Annotated in this window: 20 protein-coding genes; 8 read left to right on the top strand and 12 right to left on the bottom strand. The window is 62.8% G+C overall.

The features are described from left to right. Positions 1–66: 66 nt before the first annotated feature. Positions 67–1,005, top strand: coding sequence for an alpha/beta hydrolase (locus AC3A43_RS06835; RefSeq protein ID WP_487791763.1), 939 nt, complete (start codon positions 67–69; stop codon positions 1,003–1,005). 12 nt (positions 1,006–1,017) lie between these two features. On the opposite strand, the gene phoB is transcribed toward AC3A43_RS06835, so the two are convergent. The 6 genes from phoB to AC3A43_RS06805 form a co-directional block, all read right to left on the bottom strand. After that, positions 1,018–1,716 carry a phosphate regulon transcriptional regulator PhoB gene (phoB, locus tag AC3A43_RS06830; protein ID WP_487791762.1) on the bottom strand — a complete coding sequence of 233 codons (699 nt, stop codon included), beginning with the start codon at positions 1,714–1,716 and terminating at the stop codon, positions 1,018–1,020. Continuing rightward, positions 1,716–2,435: a phosphate signaling complex protein PhoU gene (phoU, locus tag AC3A43_RS06825; protein WP_487791761.1), complete on the bottom strand. Its 720-nt coding sequence runs from the start codon at positions 2,433–2,435 to the stop codon at positions 1,716–1,718. The genes phoB and phoU overlap by 1 nt, the downstream gene beginning before the upstream one ends. Before the next feature lie 25 nt (positions 2,436–2,460). Further along, complete coding sequence (gene pstB / locus AC3A43_RS06820; protein ID WP_487791760.1) at positions 2,461–3,243, bottom strand: phosphate ABC transporter ATP-binding protein PstB; 783 nt, start codon at positions 3,241–3,243, stop codon at positions 2,461–2,463. 5 nt (positions 3,244–3,248) lie between these two features. Then, positions 3,249–4,505, bottom strand: a complete 1,257-nt coding sequence (gene pstA, locus AC3A43_RS06815; RefSeq protein WP_487791759.1) for a phosphate ABC transporter permease PstA — start codon at positions 4,503–4,505, stop codon at positions 3,249–3,251. After that, entirely contained in the window at positions 4,498–5,874 is a 1,377-nt protein-coding gene (pstC, locus tag AC3A43_RS06810) for a phosphate ABC transporter permease subunit PstC (RefSeq protein ID WP_487791758.1), read from the bottom strand. The genes pstA and pstC overlap by 8 nt, the downstream gene beginning before the upstream one ends. 80 nt (positions 5,875–5,954) lie before the next feature. Beyond that, entirely contained in the window at positions 5,955–7,004 is a 1,050-nt protein-coding gene (locus AC3A43_RS06805) for a substrate-binding domain-containing protein (RefSeq protein ID WP_487791757.1), read from the bottom strand. Positions 7,005–7,194: 190 nt separating this feature from the next. Here AC3A43_RS06805 and AC3A43_RS06800 point away from each other — a divergent pair, with 190 nt between their 5' ends. The 4 genes from AC3A43_RS06800 (at position 7,195) to AC3A43_RS06785 (ending at position 9,940) form a co-directional block, all read left to right on the top strand. Next, positions 7,195–8,172, top strand: a complete 978-nt coding sequence (locus AC3A43_RS06800) for a hypothetical protein (protein ID WP_487791756.1) — start codon at positions 7,195–7,197, stop codon at positions 8,170–8,172. A 12-nt stretch (positions 8,173–8,184) separates the two neighbouring features. Further along, positions 8,185–8,673 (top strand): hypothetical protein, encoded by a 489-nt coding sequence (locus AC3A43_RS06795; RefSeq protein ID WP_487791755.1) that lies wholly within the window; start codon positions 8,185–8,187, stop codon positions 8,671–8,673. A 17-nt stretch (positions 8,674–8,690) separates the two neighbouring features. Then, complete coding sequence (locus AC3A43_RS06790) at positions 8,691–8,999, top strand: putative quinol monooxygenase (RefSeq protein WP_487791754.1); 309 nt, start codon at positions 8,691–8,693, stop codon at positions 8,997–8,999. A gap of 389 nt (positions 9,000–9,388) precedes the next feature. Then, positions 9,389–9,940: a hypothetical protein gene (locus AC3A43_RS06785; RefSeq protein WP_487791753.1), complete on the top strand. Its 552-nt coding sequence runs from the start codon at positions 9,389–9,391 to the stop codon at positions 9,938–9,940. Between the two features lie 90 nt (positions 9,941–10,030). Here the strand turns inward: AC3A43_RS06785 and AC3A43_RS06780 are convergent, their stop codons facing one another. From AC3A43_RS06780 to uvrA, 3 genes are all read right to left on the bottom strand, one after another. Further along, a complete protein-coding gene (locus tag AC3A43_RS06780) occupies positions 10,031–10,714 on the bottom strand; it encodes a DUF1444 domain-containing protein (protein WP_487791752.1) in 684 nt (227 codons plus the stop codon). 190 nt (positions 10,715–10,904) lie between these two features. Then, positions 10,905–11,609: a hypothetical protein gene (locus AC3A43_RS06775; RefSeq protein ID WP_487791751.1), complete on the bottom strand. Its 705-nt coding sequence runs from the start codon at positions 11,607–11,609 to the stop codon at positions 10,905–10,907. 137 nt (positions 11,610–11,746) lie between these two features. Further along, entirely contained in the window at positions 11,747–14,638 is a 2,892-nt protein-coding gene (gene uvrA / locus AC3A43_RS06770; RefSeq protein WP_487791750.1) for an excinuclease ABC subunit UvrA, read from the bottom strand. Between the two features lie 242 nt (positions 14,639–14,880). Here uvrA and AC3A43_RS06765 point away from each other — a divergent pair, with 242 nt between their 5' ends. Then, positions 14,881–16,956: a M13 family metallopeptidase gene (locus tag AC3A43_RS06765; protein ID WP_487791749.1), complete on the top strand. Its 2,076-nt coding sequence runs from the start codon at positions 14,881–14,883 to the stop codon at positions 16,954–16,956. A 16-nt stretch (positions 16,957–16,972) separates the two neighbouring features. Here the strand turns inward: AC3A43_RS06765 and AC3A43_RS06760 are convergent, their stop codons facing one another. Then, positions 16,973–18,505 carry a BCCT family transporter gene (locus tag AC3A43_RS06760; protein ID WP_487791748.1) on the bottom strand — a complete coding sequence of 511 codons (1,533 nt, stop codon included), beginning with the start codon at positions 18,503–18,505 and terminating at the stop codon, positions 16,973–16,975. Between the two features lie 134 nt (positions 18,506–18,639). Here AC3A43_RS06760 and AC3A43_RS06755 point away from each other — a divergent pair, with 134 nt between their 5' ends. After that, a complete protein-coding gene (locus AC3A43_RS06755; RefSeq protein ID WP_487791747.1) occupies positions 18,640–19,038 on the top strand; it encodes a hypothetical protein in 399 nt (132 codons plus the stop codon). Between the two features lie 4 nt (positions 19,039–19,042). Here the strand turns inward: AC3A43_RS06755 and AC3A43_RS06750 are convergent, their stop codons facing one another. Next, the gene (locus tag AC3A43_RS06750) at positions 19,043–19,492 is read right to left on the bottom strand and encodes a hypothetical protein (RefSeq protein WP_487791746.1); all 450 of its coding nucleotides are present in this window, start codon (positions 19,490–19,492) and stop codon (positions 19,043–19,045) included. A 286-nt stretch (positions 19,493–19,778) separates the two neighbouring features. Between AC3A43_RS06750 and AC3A43_RS06745 the strand changes: the two genes are divergently transcribed. Beyond that, a complete protein-coding gene (locus tag AC3A43_RS06745) occupies positions 19,779–20,129 on the top strand; it encodes a UrcA family protein (protein WP_487791745.1) in 351 nt (116 codons plus the stop codon). A 61-nt stretch (positions 20,130–20,190) separates the two neighbouring features. Here the strand turns inward: AC3A43_RS06745 and AC3A43_RS06740 are convergent, their stop codons facing one another. Further along, a complete protein-coding gene (locus AC3A43_RS06740; RefSeq protein ID WP_487791744.1) occupies positions 20,191–20,922 on the bottom strand; it encodes a LytR/AlgR family response regulator transcription factor in 732 nt (243 codons plus the stop codon).

Here is a 20,922-nt window from a genome sequence, read left to right as displayed (position 1 = left end):
GTCCTATCTGCCGAGGCGTGGCGACGGCATCGGCAAAAAGCCCGATAATCTGTACGGAGCACGACATTGATTAAAAGCATCTTGTTCGGCGCCTTGGCCAGCCTGCTCCTTGCGAGCTGTTCCGACGCAGCCAACGGGCAGGCCGTCGCTTCGGGCCAGCCCTCTGTTCCCGCGCAGCGCGGTGAGGGGCTGCCCTATGAAGTTTCCGACACCGAAGTCTGGGATGTCCCCGATCCTGTTTCGGGGCGTGCATATCAGGTTTTCGTGGCGCTGCCGCCATCGTACCGCGAGCAGCCGGGGCGCCGATATCCGGTGCTCTATGTCACCGATGCCGATTATGCCTTCCCGCTGATCAAGCAGATCGGCCGGCGGCTCAACGTCGAGCGGCCCACCGTCGAAGAGTTTATTCTGGTCGGCCTTTCCTACGCGAAGGGAGAGGGCGGCATGCAAAGTCGTCGGCGCGATTATACGCCGACACCGAACGGACCCAGTACCGCGCCCGCCGACGCCGAACATGGCAAGGCGGCCCCCTATGCCGCCTATGTTCGCGATCAGGTTTTACCCTTCGTGGCCGGACGCTATCGAACCGATGAACGTCGCAGGCTTTTCCTTGGCCATTCCTATGGCGCGCTGTTGGGCACGGAAATATTGTTTAGCGAGCCCCGCCTGTTTGACGGCTATATCCTCGGCAGTCCCTCCTTCTGGTACGACCGTCATCATATGGCGGACCGGGAAAAGGCCTATGCCGCCAAGCACGACGACCTGCCCGCACGCATTTACATGTATGTCGGCGAATATGAAGAGATGCGGCCGGGCGACCCGCGCTATGCCAAAGACGTCGATATGGTGACCGATACAAGGACCATGGATCGTGTCCTGCGGTCGCGCAATTATCCGTCGCTGCGCATGGAGGTCGAGGTGTTGAACGACGAAGATCACGTCACGGTCGCGCCGCGCGGCTTTACGCACGGATTGAAATATCTGCTCCCCGTGCCCGCAAAATAACGTCCGATCGGCTCAGACGCTCTTCCCTGAATCCAGCGCATAACCCGCCGACCGCACCGTCCGGATGATATCCGTCGTACCTGGCAGGTTGATCGCCTTGCGCAGGCGGCGGATATGGACGTCGACGGTACGCAGCTCGATGTCGCTGTCCTGGCCCCAGACGCTGTCGAGCAATTGTCCGCGCGAAAAGACGCGGCCCGGATGCTCCATGAAATGGCGGAGCAGGCGAAATTCGGTCGGTCCCATCGCGACGATCTGGCCCGCGCGCACGACCTTGTGCGCGACCGAATCCAGTTCGATGTCGGCATAGGTCAGCATTTCGCCGGCGAGCGCCGGGCGTAGACGGCGGAGCACCGCCGATACGCGCGCAACCAGTTCGCGGGGGCTGAACGGCTTGGTGACATAATCGTCGGCGCCGGTTTCCAGCCCGCGAATGCGATCCTCTTCCTCGCCGCGCGCGGTGAGCATGATGATCGGGACGTTCGCCGATTTCGGGTTGCGGCGCAGGCGTCGGCACACTTCGATGCCGGGCAGGCTTTCGATCATCCAGTCGAGCAGGACGATGTCGGGAACGCGCTCCTCGACGAGGACGAGCGCCTGTTCGCCGTCGGGGGTTTGGCGGACCGAGAAACCTTCGCGGGCGAAATGCCAGACGATGAGCTCGGCGATTGCCTCGTCATCTTCGATGAGCAGCAGGTCGGGCTGCGGCATCAGCCTTGCTCCTGTTCCGCGGCGCCATCTTCGGGCTGTTCGCCGCGCTCGCGTTCCTCCATCCGTTCGCCGGTCACGACATAATAGACCATCTCGGCGATGTTCGTCGCATGGTCGCCCATGCGCTCGAGGTTCTTGGCGACGAACAACAGATGTGCGCTTTCCGAGATATATTTCGGATTTTCCATCATGAAGGTGACGAGCGTGCGAAAGATGCTGTTGTAGAAATCGTCGACATTCTTGTCGCGCACCGTCACCCGCACCGCGAGTTCGGCGTCGCGTGCGGCGAAGCTGTCGAGCGCATCATGGATCAGCTCGGCGACGATCGACGACATCGACATCAACAGCGGGATCGCCTCGATCGACCGCGTCTGGTCCATCAGCGCGACGCGCTTGGCGATATTCTTGCCATAATCGCCGATCCGCTCGACCACCGACACGATCTTGAGCGCCGCGATCATCTCGCGCAGATCGTCGGCCATCGGCGCACGCAGGGCGATCGTTTGCACCGCGAGCTGCTCGACTTCGCTTTCGAGCGCGTCGATCTTCTTGTCGTCGCGAACGACCTGTGCGGCGAGGTCTAGGTCGCCCTTGTTGAGCGCGGTCATCGCCTGGAGCAGCGCCTGTTCGGCGCGACCGCCCATTTCGCTGATCAGGCCGCGCAGGCGGTTGAGATCTTCGTCGAAAGCCTTGACGGTATGATCGTTCGTTAGTGCCATCACTCTGTCCTTTCGCGGCTACGGATCAACCGTAGCGGCCGGTGATATAGTCCTTGGTGCGTTCCTGCTTCGGGTTGGTGAAGATATCGGTGGTCTTGCCATATTCGACCAACGTCCCGAGGTGGAAAAAGGCGGTGCGCTGCGACACGCGGGCCGCCTGCTGCATATTGTGCGTGACGATCACGATAGCATATTTTCCGCGCAATTCGTGGATCAGCTCCTCGATCTTCGCGGTCGCGATCGGGTCGAGCGCCGAGCAGGGCTCGTCCATCAGGATGACTTCGGGGTCGACCGCGATCGCGCGCGCGATGCACAGGCGCTGCTGCTGGCCGCCCGACAGCGCGGTGCCGCTTTCGGCCAACCGGTCCTTGACCTCGTCCCACAGGCCGGCGCGGACAAGCGCGCGCTCGACAACCACATCAAGGTCGGCCTTGCTCGGTGCTAGGCCGTGGATGCGCGGGCCATAGCCGACATTGTCATAGATCGACTTGGGGAAGGGGTTCGGTTTCTGGAACACCATACCGACGCGTGCGCGCAACTGCACGACGTCCATCGACGGCGCATAGATATCCTCGCCGTCGAGCTCGATCTGGCCGGTCACCTTCGCGCTCGCGACGGTATCGTTCATGCGGTTCAGCGAGCGCAGGAAGGTCGACTTGCCGCAGCCCGACGGGCCGATGAAGGCGGTGACGAGGTCGGTGCCGACGTCGATCGACACGTTGTTGATCGCCTGTTTCTCGCCATAGAAGACATTGACGCCGTGCGCCTTCATCTTGGGGTCGGCGATGGTAAGATCGTCTTGGGTCATGGGGGTCACCAGCGTTTTTCGAATTTGTTGCGAAGATAGATCGCAAAGGCGTTCATCGACAGCAGCACGATAAGCAGCACGATGATCGCGGCGGAGGTTTTCTCGACAAAGCCCCGGTCGACTTCGTCCGACCAGAGGAAAATCTGCATCGGCAGCACGGTGGACGGCGAACAGATGCCGCCCGGAACGTCGCCGATGAAGGCGCGCATGCCGACGAGGAGCAGCGGCGCGGTCTCGCCCAGCGCGCGCGCCATGCCGATGATCGTGCCGGTCAGGATGCCGGGGAGCGCGAGCGGCAGGACGTGGTGGAACACCACCTGCACCGGGCTGGCGCCCACACCCAAAGCGGCGTCGCGGATCGACGGCGGCACCGACTTGATCGCGTTGCGGCTGGCGATCACGATCACCGGCATCGTCATCAGCGCGAGCGTCAAGCCGCCGACGAGCGGGCTCGCCTGGCACAATCCGAACCAGTTGATGAACACCGCGAGCGCGAGCAGGCCAAAGATGATCGACGGCACTGCGGCAAGGTTGTTGATCGACACTTCGATCAGGTCGGTCCAGCGGTTCTTCGCCGCATATTCTTCCAGATACAGCGCCGCGAGCACGCCGGTCGGGAAGGCGATCAGGAAGGCGATAAAGATCGTCAGCACCGATCCCTTGAGCGCGCCCCAGATGCCCGCGACCGCGGGATCGGTGGCATCGGCATTCTTGAAGAAGGGCCAGTGGATGCCGGTCGACAGCTTGCCGTCCTTCTCCAGCGCATCGACCTTTGCGCCGAGCGCGCCCTTGGCACCTTCCTTGGCGGCAATGTCGACCGCGGAGGAGGCTGGCAGTTCGAACACCGTCTTGCCGTTCAGCAATTCGGGATCATCCTTGATCTGCGAACGCACCTCTTTCCACGCATTCTCGGAAATCAGCTCCGATCCGCCGCTGCCCAGCGCCTCGTCGGCGGCAAAGGCGACGATGTCGGCCAACCCGGCGTTCGCTATCACCTGGTCGGCGTCGGCATCGCCGAGCCGCGCCGTGTCGATCGTCAGCGGCATCGCCTTGAAATCGACCGGCACCGCGACATGCGTATAGGTAAAGCCGCGTGCGCCGTTGCCGACCATCACGAACAGCAGGAAAGCGAGGAAAGCGCCCGAGAGCAGCACCGCGCCCAGCCCGAACAGCTTGAAGCGGCGTTCGGCGGCATAGCGCTTCGCGATGCGCGATTGCATCACGGAGCCTTTCCAGTCGGTCGGGGCGGTCTGCCTATTCATATGCTTCCCGATATTTTTTGACGATCCGCAGCGCGACGATGTTGAGCAACAGCGTGACGATGAACAGGACGAGGCCGAGCGCAAAGGCGGCGAGCGTTTTCGCGCTGTCGAACTCCTGATCGCCGGTGAGCAGCTTGACGATCTGTGCGGTCACCGTGGTGACGCTGGCAAAGGGGTTGGCGGTCATGTTGGCTGACAGGCCTGCCGCCATCACCACGATCATCGTCTCGCCGATCGCGCGGCTGACCGCGAGCAATATGCCGCCCATCACGCCCGGAAGCGCGGCGGGGATCAGCACCTGGCGGATCGTCTCGTTCGGCGTCGCGCCGAGTGCGAGCGATCCGTCGCGCATCGCCTGCGGCACCGCGTTGATGCTGTCGTCAGCCATCGAGGAGACGAACGGGATGATCATCACCCCCATCACGATACCCGCGGCGAGCGCGCTTTCGGTCGATGCGTTGGGAATACCCAGCATCACCGCAAATTCGCGCAGCGCGGGCGCCACGGTCAGCGCGGCGAAATAGCCGTAAACGACCGTCGGCACGCCCGCGAGAATCTCGAGGATCGGCTTCACCCATTTGCGCACGACCGGCGCGGCATATTGGGTGAGGTAGACCGCGGTCATCATGCCGATGGGAATGGCAACGATCATCGCGATGATCGCGCCGATCAGCACCGTGCCCCAGAACAGGGGAATGCCGCCGAAGGTGTCGGGCTGCGGCGCCCCGCTCTGCGGCGCCCATGTCGTCCCGAACAACAGCTCGGCGGGCGAGACGAGGCGGAAGAAGCGGATCGATTCAAACAGCAGCGACAAGACGATGCCGAACGTCGTCAGGATCGCGACGAGCGACGCCAGCAGCAACAGCAGCATCACGATCTTTTCGACCCGCGTCCGCGCGCGGAAATCGGGGCGGATGCGCGTGAAGGCATAAAGCCCCCCGGCCAGCGCCAGCGCCAGCATCGCGGCAATGCCGATCCACGCATATTTGTGGCTCGCGTCGGCATAGGGCTTCACCAGCCCCGCCGCGGCGGGCAGGCGCACCTTGTCCTGGCCGCCCAGCGCGACATTGCGCGCGTCGGACAGGATCGCGCCGCGCTCGAAGCCGAAGGAGGGCAGGCTCTGCGCCGCCTCGCTCGACAGCACCTGATTGGTGATCAGCGCGGGCGATACGCTCGCCCACACCGCAAGAAACAGCGCGGCGGGGGCGAACAGCCACAGCGCGACATACCAGCCATGATATTGCGGGCGCGAATGCAGCTTGGTGCCCGAACGGCCCCCAAGCAGGTTCGACCGTGCGCGACCGGCCAGCCAGCCGATCAGCGCGAGACCCGCAATCAAAAGCAAAAGGGCGGCGGCGTTAAAGGTCACGTCGCGATATCCGTCCTGCAACAATCAAAAAGACGGTGGCCGGAAGGGGCGAACCCGCCCGGCCACCAGCGGGAGGAAACTTATTTCAGCGCCGAACCGTCGAGCGCGGTCATGCCCTTGCCATTGGCCGCCGCGGTGTCCGCAATTGCCTTCGGCGACACGATCAGGCCCTTGGCGTTCAGATAGCCGCCTTCGCCCGCGCCCTTCAGGAACTCGGCGACATATTCGGCGAGACCGGGGACGACGCCGACATGCGCCTTCTTGATATAGATGAACAGCGGACGCGAACCGGGATAGCTGCCGTCGGCGATCGCGGCATAGGTCGGGGCGACGCCCTGCACCGGGACCGCCTTGATCTTGTCCTTGTTCGCATCGAGATAGCTGAAGCCGAAGATGCCGAGGCTGGTCGGGTTCTTGTCGAGCTTCGAGATGATGAGGTTATCATTCTCGCCCTGCTCGACATAGAAGGGCGCACCGCGCAACGCGGTGCAGACCGCCTCATGCTTGTCCTTGTCGCTGTCCTTCAGCGCCTTCATCTCGGGATTGGCGTCGCAGCCCTTGCCGAGGATCAGTTCCTTGAACGCGTCATAGGTGCCGCTGGTCGACGGCGGGCCGAATACCGAGATCGCGACCGCGGGAAGCGCGGGGTTCACGTCCTTCCACGTCTTTGCGGTGTTCGGCTTGCCATAGGGGTTGGCGGCCAGCGCCTTGTAGACATCTTCTTCCGACAGCTTGAAGCCGGGGCCGCGCGTCGCTTCGCCCAGCGCGATGCCGTCGATGCCGATCTGGACTTCGACGATGTCCTTCACGCCATTTTTGACGCAGGTGTCGAATTCCTTCTTCTTGATGCGGCGCGATGCGTTCGCGATGTCGGGGGTGTCGCCGCCGACGCCGGCGCAGAAGCGCTCGAAACCGCCGCCGGTGCCCGTGCTGTCGATCTTGGGGGTCTTGTTGCCCGTCGCTTCGGCGAACTTCTCGCCGACCGCGGTGGCAAAGGGATAGACGGTCGAGGAGCCAACCGCGCTGATATAATCGCGCGCGCCGCCGCCCGAAGACGCCTGATCCTGGCACGCGGAAAGCGCGAGCGCGCACGTCGCGGCGCCAGCGATAAGAGCGAATTTCTGCAACATGGGAAAATCCTGTGGTGGGGGTCGTTACCGATCCAAGCCACCACCCCCGCGGCGACTCGCTGAGGGCCATTTGGGGGAGTTGTGTGACGTGTATGTGACAGGGAGTGTCATATAAGTGTCATTCACGGTGGGCTTTGACAGTCCGAGCGCTTTACCTAATAAAGGATAAGATAAACGCTTGGGGGCTGGCATGGAACAAATGAAGTTCGTTTTCGATGGCAAGCTGGCATCAATGCATAGGATGGAGTTTTACGAATCTGCGAGATTTCAATATTCTGCATCTAGGTTATTGGTTAAAATAGATAATTTCCGGCGAACTGGATCATTTCCTTCTAAAATTTCTTCAAAAAATATTCATGACATCCAAATTCGCGCTTTCCAGCAAGGAAGTTTTGGTATCGAAATTTTGATACCGGCCTTGCTGGCCGCTGGCCCGGCCGTTTTCGAAGCTTCAGTTTCGGCGATATTCTCATATGTAGTTGATAGAGTATTCAAGAGCGCGGATGACGATGTAATCCGCGACGCACTGGCTACTCAACGTCAGCTTGCGGAGACGTTTGATGAAGCGATACGAGGGCGCGATGACACGATAACAAGAACGCTCGATCTTCTTAGAGATGAACTGGCGCATGATCGTGAATTGTCTCAAGAAAACAAAGATTTGTATGAACGTCTGCTTGCAGAACAGGAGCGTCGCTTACTTGTTCAGGGCGAGCGAGATGTACTGCGAAGGATGACTGAGGAGCAGCGTGCGGATCTGGTTACCATGTCGGCCCCACTGCTCAAGGAAATGAATGTTCCTCTCCGGCGAAGTGCTTCGCATGTTTCAGTCTCTTCGGTTGTCGACGGACGAGCGCGCAGGCTTCTATATGCCGATAAGCGGATGACCGATGAGGTCGACGTTGCGGTTGTGGATAGGCATGTTACGACCATCGATATCAATGTCGTTCAATTCAACAAAGAAAACGGATGGGGCAAGTTCCGAAACGAGGAATGGGAGGGGTTGGCTTCTTTTTCAGTCCCTGCCGATATTCTTGATGAGTTACGTCAAGAATTGGTAGCTTCTATGAGGTTAAATGGAGTTTCCGTGGATTGTTATATCGTTCGAAGCACGGCTCTCGTTCCCTTGCGGATAATCGTGATCGATGTGAATCCTATTGAAGATTAAGGTCGAACACAGATGTCCTTTGAATCAGGTATCGCGGCAGCATTGGCAGCCGCATTCACTAAACTATTAAGAGCATACTTCGCTCCGATAGAGGACTTGTTCACAGTCTTGGCGCCAACTCTTTATCGGCGGTTCCCTAAAGCCTTCGGTCCCTTCCTTCCTCCGTCGGTGGATGAGAGGATTGCTCACATCGACACGGCTCGACAGAGTTTAGCCTCAGCACTTTCCGCATTGAACGAAATGAAGGAAGAAGCAAGTAAAAGAAAATCTGATTTGGAGGCACTTTTAGAGAAGCTAAAGGATGTAAAATTCAAACAGCAGAACGAAGCTAATAAGCTCGAATCGATTAAGAGAATGAAGGCCGAGGAAATTTCTGGATTTCAAGAAATGGCAGGAATCGGAAGCAAGAATGTCGAGAGAATTATCGGATTTGTAGGCGGAATTTTTGCTTCTTTGATCGCAACTGGACTTTGGGTTTTATTATCTCAAGTGCTTTCGTAGGTTGGGCCGACGATAGCATGATCCTCATCACCGGCCACGTCCTCCTCGCCCCCGAGCATCGCGAGCGCATGATCGCGCTCGGCGCCGAGCATAGCGCGCGGTCGCGCGGCGAGGCGGGGTGTCTGGGGCATCGCTGCCATGTCGATGTCGAACAGCCCGACCGCCTCGTCTTTATCGAGGAGTGGGCGGATATCGCCGCGGTGCGCGCCCATTTCGCGGTGCCCGCCGCGCGCGGCTTCGTCGCCGACATGCGCGCCCTCTCGCCGCAGCCGCCGGTGATCCGCATCTATGCCGCCGAGGATATCACCGCGAAGCTGATGGGGTGATATGGCCCTCGCGCTTGCGCGACGGGCTTTTCCCCACCTCGTCGCCCCGGACCTGATCCGGGGTCATCGACGCCGCGGCAATGGATGCCGGGTCGAGACCGACATGACGACGGGTCGGGCTCCGCAAAAAACATCTGTCCTACATTATCGCACCGTGTCAGCGTCGCCGCCGCTCTTTCGCATCGTCGGCTTCCTCACCGTTTTTTCGGACGCGCGCCGTGCGGCGGGTATCATTCTACCCTAGGGGAGCGTGACCTTTGTGAACTTCGGAATATTGTTGCGCGGGCGCGCCCCCGGCGCTGGGCTTGATCGGCGTCGCGGGATCGTTAGGGCAGGGTGATCGGCCGCGGATCGCACCGGGCACGACAACAGCTTGATTGCGGGGGCATATGAGCGGGTTCGAATTCATCTTTTCGCTGTTCGGGCTGATCCTCGGCCTCGCGCTCGCCGAGGGGCTGGGCGGACTGGCGCGCGCGCTGAAGGCCAGCCACCGCGTGCGGATCGGCTGGCCGACCGCGCTGCTCGGGCTGTTCGTGTCGTGCGACGTCGTCACCTTCTGGATGTACGGCTGGGCGATCCGCGACCTGCTGCCGCTCGGCTGGCCGGTGATGTTCGGCGGCTTTATCGTCTGCGCGATCTATTATGTCGCCGCGTCGCTCGTCTTCCCCGACGATCCCGAGGGATGGAGCGACCTCAACGCGCATTTCGACCAGCATTATCGCAAGGTGCTGGGCGGGATCTTCCTGTGCAACGTCATGCTGATCGCCATTGTCGCGTGGTTCACCGGGCTGCCAAAGGCCGGCGACCTGCGGGCGATCGTACTGAGCTGGTCCTTCTTCCCCGTCGCGTTGCTGGCGATCGCGGCGAAGGACCGGCGCGTCGTGATCGCCTGCCTCGTCTGGCTGATCGCGCTCTACCCGCTGTCGGCGGTGTGGCATTGATCCGGCGAGGGTGGCTCACCCACCACCCCTCCATCACCCCGGGTCAAGTGCGGGGTAAGGATGGGGAAGGAGAGGGGCGGCAAGCCATGCTCACTCCACCGCCACCCACGCGCCGCCCTGCCGCCGGTATACCAGCGGCGACACCGACCGGTTGGCGTCGTCGAACTGCGCTTTGACAAAGTCGGGCAGCTTGACGCGCGTATCGGCAAATCCGCCGTCGGCGACGATCAGTACATCGTCCGACGGCACCGCGACCAGCAGATTGCCGCCGAGCGCTGCGTCGAGATCGTCCCACCCGTCCGCGAGCATCAAACTGGCCAGATAGTCCATCTTGGGGACCATCACGACACCGCCCGCAACCGCCTCCGCGGGCGGCAGCGACGGCAGGATCGCCAGCACCTGACGGCGTCCGAGCGCCATGATCTCGTCCTGCGTGACCTTGTACAGGTTGAGGTCACGCTGCATCCACGGCTTGCTGGTGGTCGGCTGGTCGGCGACCAGGATCAGCTCCAGCCCCTCGGCATAAGGGGTGGTAAAGATGACATCGTCGGCGTTGGCCCCGTGTTCGACCAGAATTTTGTTCCGATAAGCCGTCGAACCGGCTTCGCGGATTACGAGCCGCAGGCTGCGCAATATGCGCTCATGCTCGGTTTCGGCCTGGGCTCTTGCGGTGGTTTCATCGGTGGTCTGCGCCGCGACCGGACCGGCTCCTGCGCCCACCAGACCCGCGGCAAAGCCGATCGCCTTGCCGAATATCGATTTGCCAGCCGCCATGGGGATCCGTTCCTTTGCGCAAAGGCGGCCAGCGTAACGGCGCGCGGCGACCGCAGGAACCGCAGGCAATGTACTAGGTCATGTTGCCGAGGAGCTGCACCACCTGTCGTTGCCCCGGGCCCGGTCCGGGGTCAGCATGACGGGCGGGGAAAGGTGATGGGCCCCGGATCGCGTCCGGGGCCCGGATTTCTTAGCCTTCGGTCGGCTTCGTGGCCGCGACCGGTTCGGCGCGTGCTGCGGGTGCGGCCTCCGCCGTCGCGGCGGCAGGCGTCACCACTGCGACCGGCGCGGCGGGCGCAAGCTGTGCGGTCGGGACGATCACCGTGCCCGCCGGAATGCTGTAAGCCAGCGTTTCGTTGGTCCGCGCCGTCAGATGCTGGCCAGTCGGGATGATCGCCGACTTGCCGGTTACAAAGGCGCCGAACACGCCGACCGCGATCGCCGCGCCGACCGCGGCACCGGTGTTGCCCTGACCCTCCTGCCGGTGCATGCCGGACAGCGGCAGGCGGTGGCCGTTCGGCAGCGTAAGCTCATTGAAGGTGATCTCCATCTTCGCCGACTTGCCGAACGCGCCCTTGCCCGTGCGCCACGTCACCGTGCCAAGCCCGCGCGTTCCCTTCGGGATCACGACGACGCCATTGTGCATCACGTCGAACACCGTGTGCATCGGCACGGTGTGCCCCTCGCGCAATTTCTTGCTGCTCGCCTCGGCATCGGGCGTCAGGATAATTTCGGTGTAGGAAGGCAACATCAGGCCGGGCGCCGGCGCCGCGATGGCAAGCGCGGCAACCGCCGGCACCGCAGCCGGTGCAGCGGCCGTTTCCGTGACAACAGCGGGTTCGGCGGCGGCGGTCGGTGCCGCGCCTTCCTGCGCCTGAACTGAAATCGAAAGCATAGCGAAAGAGACCGCAAAAGCGGACGCGCCCCTCAGGTAAGACATCTATTTTCCCCCAAGCTGCAGAGTGCAGCCGGGAGCAACTTGCAAGGCTGTAAGTGGCTTGTCAATTCAACCGATATTTGGCGGATCGGCAATTACTTCAACAATGGCGCCAGATACTGCCCGGTGAAGCTGCGCTTTTCCTTCACCACCTGTTCGGGCGTCCCCGCCGCGACGATCTCGCCGCCCTTGACCCCGCCCTCGGGGCCGAGGTCGAGGATGTAATCGGCGGTCTTGATGACATCGAGATTATGCTCGATCACCACGACGCTGTTGCCCTGATCGACCAGCGCCTGCAGCACCTCGAGCAGCTTGCGGACGTCCTCGAAATGCAGCCCGGTGGTCGGTTCGTCGAGGATGTAGAGCGTCTGCCCGGTCGAACGCCGCGACAATTCCTTGGCGAGCTTGACGCGCTGCGCCTCGCCACCCGACAGCGTCGTCGCCTGTTGCCCGACCTTGATATAGCCAAGGCCGACGCGGACGAGCATCGCCATCTTCTCGCGGATCGACGGCACCGCCTTGAAGAACTCCGCCGCATCCTCGACCGTCATGTCGAGCACATCGGCGATGCTGTGGCCCTTGAACTTCACCTCGAGCGTTTCGCGGTTGTAGCGTTTGCCGTGGCACGTCTCGCACGTCACATAGACGTCGGGCAGGAAATGCATCTCGATCTTGATCAGCCCGTCGCCGGTGCAGGTCTCGCAGCGCCCGCCCTTGACGTTGAAGCTGAAACGCCCGGGCTTGTAACCGCGCGCCTGGCTTTCGGGCAGCCCCGCGAACCAGTCGCGGATGATCGTGAAGGCGCCCGTGTAAGTGGCGGGGTTCGAGCGCGGGGTGCGGCCGATCGGCGACTGGTCGATGTCGATGACCTTGTCGCAATGCTCCAGCCCCTTCAGGCTGTCGTGCGGTCCCGCGATCATCCGCGCGCCGTTGAGCACGCGCGCCGCGCTGGCATAGAGCGTGTCGATGATCAGGCTCGACTTGCCGCTGCCCGACAGGCCGGTGACGCAGGTGAAGGTGCCGAGCGGAATCTTCGCGGTGACATTCTGGAGGTTGTTCGCGCGCGCACCCTTGAGCACGAGGTCGAAGCCATTGCCCTTGCGGCGGGTCTTCGGAATCTCGATCTTCTTCGCGCCGGTCAGATAGGCTGCGGTCAGGCTGTTCTTGTTCGCCAGCACCTGTTCGAGCGTGCCCTCGGCGACGATCTCGCCGCCGTGCAGACCCGCGCCCGGACCCATGTCGACGACATAATCGGCATGGCGGATCGCATCCTCGTCATGCTCGACGACGATCACGGTGTTGCCGAGGTCGCGGAGGCGCTTGAGCGTCGCGAGCAACCGGTCATTGTCGCGCTGGTGCAGCCCGATGCTCGGTTCGTCGAGGACGTAGAGCACGCCCGACAGTCCCGAACCGATCTGCGACGCGAGGCGGATGCGCTGGCTCTCGCCGCCGCTGAGCGTGCCCGAGGTGCGGTTGAGGTTGAGATAGTCGAGCCCGACATTGTTGAGGAAGCCGAGGCGTTCGTTAATCTCTTTCAGGATCGCCTTGGCAATCTGTTTCTGTGTGTCGTTGAGCTTCTCTTCGAGCGTGCTGAACCAGCCGAGCGCGTCGGCGACGCTGCGCTGCGCCGACATGCTGATATCCTCGCCCGCGATCTTCACCGCGAGCGGTTCGGGGCGCAGGCGCGCGCCGTGGCAGGTCTCGCACGGGTGCGGCGCCTGATATTTGCTCAGTTCCTCGCGCATCCACGCGCTTTCGGTCTGGAGCAGGCGGCGGTTGAGATTGCCGATCACGCCCTCGAACGGCTTGTGCGTCGTGTAGCTGCGGCGTCCGTCCTTGAAGGTCAGCTCGACAGGCTTGCCGCCGCTGCCATAAAGGATGATCAGTTGCACCTCGCCGGGCAAATCCTGCCACGGGGTCGTGAGGTCGAAACCATAGGCTTTGCCGAGGCTTTCGAGCACCTGCATATAATAAGGCGAGGGCGGGTTCGATTTCGCCCACGGCACGACCGCGCCTTTTTTCAGGCTGAGTGCATGGTTGGGGACGACGAGGTCGGGGTCGAACTCCTGCCGTTCGCCTAGCCCGTCGCAGGCGGGGCACGCGCCCTGCGGCGCGTTGAAGCTGAACAGGCGCGGTTCGATTTCGGCGATCGTAAAGCCCGAGACGGGGCAGGCGAATTTTTCGGAGAAGATCAGCCGGTTCGCGGGGATGCCCGCGCCTTTCATCGCGCCGCCGGTGTCTTCCTCCTCGCGTCCCGGCACCGGCCCGTCGGCGAGGTCGATATAGGCTAGGCCTTCGGCGAGCTTCAGCGCAGTCTCGAAACTGTCGGCGAGCCGCGTGCCGAGACCTTCGCGCACCGCGATACGGTCGACGACGACTTCGATGTCATGTTTATATTTCTTGTCGAGTGCCGGCGCCTCGCCGATCTCGTAGAATTCGCCATCAATGCGAACGCGCGTGAAGCCGTCCTTCTGCCACTGCGCGAGTTCTTTCTTATACTCGCCCTTGCGCCCGCGCACGACAGGGGCGAGCAGATAGGCACGCGTCCCCTCGGGCAATTCCATCACGCGATCGACCATGTCAGTGACCGTCTGCGCGCTGATCGGCTCGCCGGTTGTGGGCGAATAGGGGATGCCGACGCGCGCCCACAGCAGGCGCATGTAATCATAGATCTCGGTGACCGTCGCGACGGTCGAGCGCGGATTGCGGCTCGTCGTCTTCTGCTCGATGCTGATCGCCGGCGACAGCCCGTCGATATGCTCGACATCGGGCTTTTGCATCATCTCGAGGAACTGGCGCGCGTAAGCCGACAGGCTCTCGACATAGCGCCGCTGCCCCTCGGCATAGATTGTGTCGAAGGCGAGCGACGATTTGCCGCTGCCCGACAGGCCGGTGATGACGATCAGCGCATCGCGCGGCAGATCGACGTCGACGCCCTTGAGATTATGCTCGCGCGCGCCGCGCACTTTAATGTGGGTGAGACTCATGGGAGAGGTGTGTTCCAGATTTGTTCTATCGGCGCAAGTGCGGTTTTGCGCGGTTGGGCCCTAGATAGGGTGGGCGGAGGCACACCGCAATGCGAGGCGGCGCCTGTGGTCTTTCCACCAACATACCAAGCGCTTCGACCAAGCGTCGTATCGCTCGCTTGACCGCTTGGCGTCACCGGCGGACAAGAATGGCCATGTGCGCCGTCTCGACCCGATGGCGCAGACAATCGGGAGACTGGGGAATGAAGAGCTTTTATTCGAGCGTTGCGGGGATGGCTATCGCCGCCGCGCTGACCGCCGCGCCTGCCATCGCGAGCGACGCCGGTACGAACGCGACGCTCGTCGCGAAGGCGGCCGACGAGGGCGCCGCTTCGGAGGGATCGCTCAAGGCGCTCACCTTCGGCAAATGGGGGGTCGATCTCGACGCGCGCGATCCGTCGGTGAAGCCGGGCGACGATTTCGACCGCTATGCCAATGGCGGCTGGTTCGCGCGCACCGAAATTCCTCCGGATCAGGCGTCAGCCGGCGTCGATTACGACGTCTATAACCTGACCCAGCGCCAGCTGCGCGCCGTGGTTGCGGGCGCGCCGGCGGCAAGCCAGGTCGGCGGGCTTTATCAAAGCTTCATGGACGAGGCGCGCGTCGAAGCGCTTGCCGCCAAGCCTCTGATGGCCGACATCGCCGCGGTCGCGGCGATCAAGGACAAGAGTGAAATGGCGCGCTTCATGGGGGGCACGCAGGGGACGTTCGGCTCGACCATCGTCAGCGGCGGTCCCTATGCCGACACCGCCGATCCGACCGTCAACGTGCTGTGGCTGGGGCAGGCGGGGATCGGGCTTCCCGAACGCGACTATTATCTCAACGACAGCTTCAAGCCGCAGCGTGACGCGTACCGCGCCTATATCGCGCGGACGATGAAGATGGCGGGCAATGCCGACCCCGAAAAGGCGGCCGATGCGATCATGGCGTTCGAGACCGAGATCGCGAAAGTCAGCTGGGCGATTGCCGAACGCCGCGATATCGGCAAGATCAATAACCCGATGTCGGCGGAAGAACTCGCGGCCTATGCGCCCGGCCTCGACTGGAATGCCTGGTTCGCGGGATCGGGCATCGCGCCGCAAAAGCGCATCATCGTCAACGAAAAGACGGCGGTTCGCGATATTGCCGCGCTTTATGCCAAGACCCCGCTCGACACGATCAAGCTGTGGCAGCAGTTCCACGTTGCCGACAACGCCGCGCCTTATCTGTCGAAAGCGTTTGTCGACAGCCGGTTCGAATATACCAAGGCGCTGAGCGGGGTCGGCGAGCTGCGCCCGCGCTGGAAGCGCGGGCTGACCTTGGTCGACGGGAGCCTTGGCGAACTGGTCGGCGAGACCTATTCGAAGCAATATTTTCCGGCGAGTGCGAAGGCGAAGATGGAGGTGCTCGTCACCAACCTGAAGCTCGCGATGGGCGACCGCATCCGGAACAACAGCTGGATGGCCCCCGCGACAAAGGAAGCCGCGCTGGCCAAGCTCGCGAAGATGGACGTCATGGTCGGCTATCCCGACAAATGGCGCGACTATTCGGGGCTGAAGATCGATCCCGTCGATCTCTATGGCAATGTGAAGCGCAGCGCTGCGTTCGAATATGCCTATGCGCTGTCCGACCTCAACAAACCCGTCGATCGCAAAAAATGGTCGATGAACCCGCAGGAGGTCAACGCCTATAACGGCGGGCTGGAGAACAAGATCGTGTTCCCGGCCGGCATCTTGCAGGCGCCCTATTTCAGCGAAAGCGTCGACGATGCGGTTAATTATGGCGCGATTGGTGCGGTGATCGGTCACGAGATCACCCATGGCTTCGACGACCAGGGTCGCAAGATCGATGCCGAAGGCGCGGTGCGCGACTGGTGGACTGCCGAAGATGCGGCACGCTTCGATGCGCAGGCCAAGGCGTTCGGCGCGCAATATGCGACCTATGAGGCGGCGCCGGGCTCCTTCATTAACCCCGACCTGACGATGGGTGAGAATATCGCCGATCTGGCGGGACTGGAGGTTTCCTATGACGCCTATCGCCGCTCGCTCGGGGGCAAGCCCGCGCCGGTGATCGACGGGCTGACCGGCGATCAGCGCTTCTTCCTCGCCTTTGCGCAGGCATGGCGGACCAAGCAGCGTGAGGATGCGATCAAGCAGCAGGTGGCGAGCGATCCGCACAGCCCGGCGCGCTGGCGCATCATCGGGCCTGTGCGCAACGTCGATGCGTGGTACAAGGCATTCAGCGTCGCCGCGGGCGCCAAATATTATCTGAAGCCCGAGGACCGCACGCGGATCTGGTAGTCCTGAGACCCCTTTCTCAGGATTGGGCGGGGGCGGCTTCGTGCCGTCCCCGTATCGCCATCACCGCCAGCGACAGTGCGGCGCCGACAATGACGAACAGCGCGGGGAAGCCGCCGAGCACCGACATCATGCGGATACCGTCGATGCCGCCGCCCGCGACCAGAACGATCGCAACCAGTCCGACGGTGATTCCCCACACCGCCTGAACCCAGAGCGGCGCCTCGGGCGCGTCGGGCGATATGCCGCGCGTCGATAACGCGCTCATCGCCGAGACGTTCGCATCGGCGCCCGCGACATAAGACAGGAAAATTGCGAACAGCACGATTCCGGCGACGACGGGACCGCCACCGAGCGCGCTGAACAGCCGGAACAGCACGGGATCGGGCCCTTGCGCCGTCAATATGGCGTAGAGGCTGGCGCCGCTTTGCTGGTCGAGCGCGATCGTCGCACCCGCGATTGCCGTCATCCACACGGCACCGAACAGCGACGGCAGGATCAGATTGTAGAGAATGAAGGCGCGAACGCTGTAGCCGACCGCGAGCCGGCCAAGGAACAGAGCGGTTACCGGCGCCCAGGCAAACCAGTTGGCCCAGTTGAAGATCGTCCATTGCCGATGCCAGTCGGTATCGACATCGAGGCCCAGATTGCGCGGAACGAAGGTCTGGAAATAATCGGCCGCGCCGCGCAGCGACAGGCCGAGCATGTGCGCGGTCGGACCCGCGATCAAAACAAAGGCGATGATCGCGAAGAACAGCCAGGTGTTGAGCACCGAAAGGCCAGCGATGCCTTTCTGAAGGCCCGTCGCGGCTGAAATCAGGAAGCTCGCGACGATGGCCCCAGCGATTCCCCAGCGCAGCGCGGCGCCGCCTTCAAACCCGCCGATCCCCTCGATCCCGCCCGCGAGTGCGAGCAGGCCGGCGCCGAGCGATGCCGCCATGCCCGCGACCAGCGCGTAAAGGCAGATGATGTCGATGCCCGTCCCGACCGGCCCGTGCGCGCGCTGGCCGATCAGCGGCACGAAGAGCGACGACAGGCTGAAGGGTTCGCGGCGGTTGTAATAAACGAGCGCGAAGGCGAGCCCGGCGACGGTGTAGATGGCATAGGGCGTCAGCGTCCAATGCAGGAACATCGTCGACATCGCGAAGGTCGCCGCGGCGTCGCTGCCCGGTTCCAACCCGAGCATCGCAGGCGGATCGTTCAGGTGAAAAAGGGGCTCGGCGGCGCCCCAGAACAGGATTCCGGTGGCGATCGTCGTGCAGAGCGTCACCGCGAACCAGCGCCAGCGCGTGAGAATCGGTTTGGCATCGCGCCCACCGATGATTCGCCCGCCGAGCGGCGACAGCGCGATGCCCGCAAGGAGCACCAGAAAGCCGATCCCGGCCCAGGCGAACAGCGGCGAGAAATTGCTCAGGATCCAGTCGTTGATCGCCGTCTCGGCTGCGACGACCGAGGCGCCTTGCCACAGGCTGAGGATGACGGCGGCGAGAAGGACCCCGAGGGGCGTGAAAAATACCGGACGATTGAGCGGATGCTTCGGTGGTGCTGGCAAATGATCGGCCGATCGGACATGAGGAGGATGTTCAGCATGCCGCGTGCCCTGCATCAGGTCAAACGTCGCGGGAACGGGACTCCGGGCCAAGCGTTGGAGCGGCAGTTAAAAAATGGATTGAAGGAGAAGCTTTGATGACCAGAAGCATATTGGCAGCCACCGCTGCATTCGCGCTGCTCGCCTCGGGTCCGGCTGGAGCCTTCCAGACGCCCACCGACGCGGCGGCCGCGCAGAAACCGGTCAGGGACGGTACCACGACCGAGGAACGGTCGAATACCGCGCGGCTCAACGCCGAACAGGCCTCACGCGCGAAGGCAGACAACACGACCTATGAGCAGGAAGTGTCCGCGGCCCAGCAGCAGGTCGTGCACGATCAGACCGTGTTCACAGAGGAAACGGCGGCCTATGAGGCCGAGAAGGCTCGCGTTGCTGCTATGTCGGCCGAAGAGCGGATGAAGTGGGAGGCCGATGTCGCGGCATGCAAGAGCGGCGACACGACCCGCTGCGCTGCGCCGGCAACGCCGCCACGCTGAGCCCTCAATATTCGCCGGCTGGTGGTGCCTCGTTCTCATCGAACGGGGCGCCACCCGCGGGCTCGGCGGGTATTTCTTCGCCGACGTTCGCGGTCGCGGTCGCGGTCGACGGCCCAGGATCGGGAAACCGGCCGCCAAACCGGTAAGCGTCGCCCAGATCGTCCGGCAGGACAGGGTCGGGGTTCACCGCGCCCAGCGCGCGAAATTGATCGTTCATCCGGTCTTCGCGATGCGCGCGCAGCCGCACGGCGACTCCATAGCTGTCCAGGCAGTCACGGCAGGGTAACGATGCGTCGCCCTCCGGCGCAAGCGCGCCCGGATTCGCACTCAGGTGCGAATAGGTCACCGGTTCGCCAGTCGCGCGGCCCAGACTGGTTCCGACAGCCATTTCACCGAGCATCATCCCGCCGGTGACACCCGCGAGCAAGAACACCGACCAGCGGAACAGTCGCACGCCCGCGTTTCGACTCGCGGCGACAGCTAATTTCCTCACCATTGGTGGATTTGGCCACGACGGATCGTCCGATGCAAGTCTGGCGCCGCGATATTGCCCGCCGGTCGGCCATTGGTCGGCGGATCAACGGCTTTCGTCCGTAAATCGAGCGATGGTTCGCGCCGATCGATCCAATGGCGATTCTCATGACGTCTAGGGGATATCACCACCTTGCGGGATATCGGACGACGGTCTCCCCGGTCCGCCGTCCGGTATTCCGCATCCTTGTAATGAAGAGGACTCCCCCATGACGAAATTTTCCTTGCTGCTGGCGACGCCGATGGCCCTCGTCGGCTTTGCCGTACCGGTTGCGGCCGAGGACGATAGCGAACGGCGTAGCGTTGTCGTGCGATATCATGATCTGAACCTGGCAAGCGTCGATGGCCGCGAGCGGCTCACCACGCGGGTCAGGACGGCAGTGCAGAAAGTGTGCGGCAGTCGCGCGCTTTACCGGCAGCCGTTGTCCGAACGCTCAGTTGCGCAACGCTGCAAAAAAGCGACGCTGGCCGATGCCGATGTAAAACTGGCCGGGCTGTTCAATGGCGATGTCGCCCGGCTGGCCGATCGCGGCAGGATCGTCATCGTCGCCGCTCCCTGACGACGCGCCGATCCGGTCGCCCAAAAGGCGGTCATGCCCCGGCGGCATGGCCGCCTTTTCGTCAGGCGTGCATGATCGCCTTTACATCGTGCAGATAGGTGCGGCCGATACGGTGCACTCCGCCCTCGCCCAGATCGACGCTCCAGGCCCCGTCGCCATGGTGCTTCAGCCCGACGATGCCTTCCCGGCGGATCATTTTCGATCGGTGGATGCGCATGAACTGGTCGGGGTTCATACGCGCCTCGAGCGACTTGATCGTCTGGTGGATCAGCCAGCTGCGGCCGCCGACATGCAGGCGCATATAGTCGCGTTCCGCCTCAATCAGATCAACCTGACCCGCATCGATACGCAGCATCTCACCGCGGTTCTGGACCCAGAATTCATTGATCCACTTGCTTTTTTGGGCCGGCGCGCGCTCGGTTGCGCGCCACTCGCGCACGCGGGCAAGGGCGCGGGCGAGGCGATCGGGTGAGACGGGTTTGAGCAGATAATCGACCGCGGCGACATCGAATGCGGCCACGGCATAGCGATCGAAGGCGGTGACGAAGACGACGGCGGGCGGATTGTCGAGCCGCTCGATCGCTGCAGCAACCTCCAGCCCGTTGAGGCCGGGCATCGCGATGTCGCAGAGCACAAGGTCGGGTGCGAGCGCATCGACCATGCGAAGTGCCGAGGCGCCGTCGCTGGCGGTGCCGACCAGCGAGACGCCGTCCTGCTGTCCGGTCAATATCTGCAATCGCTCGATCGCCAGTGGCTCATCGTCCACGATCAGGGTGCGAAGCGTCTGGATCAT

The sequence above is a fragment of the Sphingopyxis sp. Soil_C_28 genome (assembly GCF_057657055.1).
Note: the sequence above shows the minus strand (reverse complement) of the source record. Positions and strands in the feature narration are given on the sequence as shown.

Bases quoted from the DNA above. Each gene is read 5' to 3' on its own strand.
- phoU (WP_487791761.1), bottom strand. From the start codon at position 2,435: ATGGCACTAACGAACGATCATACCGTCAAGGCTTTCGACGAAGATCTC.
- AC3A43_RS06775 (WP_487791751.1), bottom strand. From the start codon at position 11,609: ATGCTTTCGATTTCAGTTCAGGCGCAGGAAGGCGCGGCACCGACCGCC.
- AC3A43_RS06740 (WP_487791744.1), bottom strand. From the start codon at position 20,922: ATGATCCAGACGCTTCGCACCCTGATCGTGGACGATGAGCCACTGGCG.
- uvrA (WP_487791750.1), bottom strand. From the start codon at position 14,638: ATGAGTCTCACCCACATTAAAGTGCGCGGCGCGCGCGAGCATAATCTC.
- AC3A43_RS06780 (WP_487791752.1), bottom strand. From the start codon at position 10,714: ATGGCGGCTGGCAAATCGATATTCGGCAAGGCGATCGGCTTTGCCGCG.
- AC3A43_RS06785 (WP_487791753.1), top strand. From the start codon at position 9,389: ATGAGCGGGTTCGAATTCATCTTTTCGCTGTTCGGGCTGATCCTCGGC.
- AC3A43_RS06800 (WP_487791756.1), top strand. From the start codon at position 7,195: ATGGAACAAATGAAGTTCGTTTTCGATGGCAAGCTGGCATCAATGCAT.
- AC3A43_RS06795 (WP_487791755.1), top strand. From the start codon at position 8,185: ATGTCCTTTGAATCAGGTATCGCGGCAGCATTGGCAGCCGCATTCACT.
- AC3A43_RS06790 (WP_487791754.1), top strand. From the start codon at position 8,691: ATGATCCTCATCACCGGCCACGTCCTCCTCGCCCCCGAGCATCGCGAG.
- AC3A43_RS06765 (WP_487791749.1), top strand. From the start codon at position 14,881: ATGAAGAGCTTTTATTCGAGCGTTGCGGGGATGGCTATCGCCGCCGCG.
- AC3A43_RS06805 (WP_487791757.1), bottom strand. From the start codon at position 7,004: ATGTTGCAGAAATTCGCTCTTATCGCTGGCGCCGCGACGTGCGCGCTC.
- phoB (WP_487791762.1), bottom strand. From the start codon at position 1,716: ATGCCGCAGCCCGACCTGCTGCTCATCGAAGATGACGAGGCAATCGCC.
- pstB (WP_487791760.1), bottom strand. From the start codon at position 3,243: ATGACCCAAGACGATCTTACCATCGCCGACCCCAAGATGAAGGCGCAC.
- AC3A43_RS06745 (WP_487791745.1), top strand. From the start codon at position 19,779: ATGACGAAATTTTCCTTGCTGCTGGCGACGCCGATGGCCCTCGTCGGC.
- AC3A43_RS06755 (WP_487791747.1), top strand. From the start codon at position 18,640: ATGACCAGAAGCATATTGGCAGCCACCGCTGCATTCGCGCTGCTCGCC.
- pstA (WP_487791759.1), bottom strand. From the start codon at position 4,505: ATGAATAGGCAGACCGCCCCGACCGACTGGAAAGGCTCCGTGATGCAA.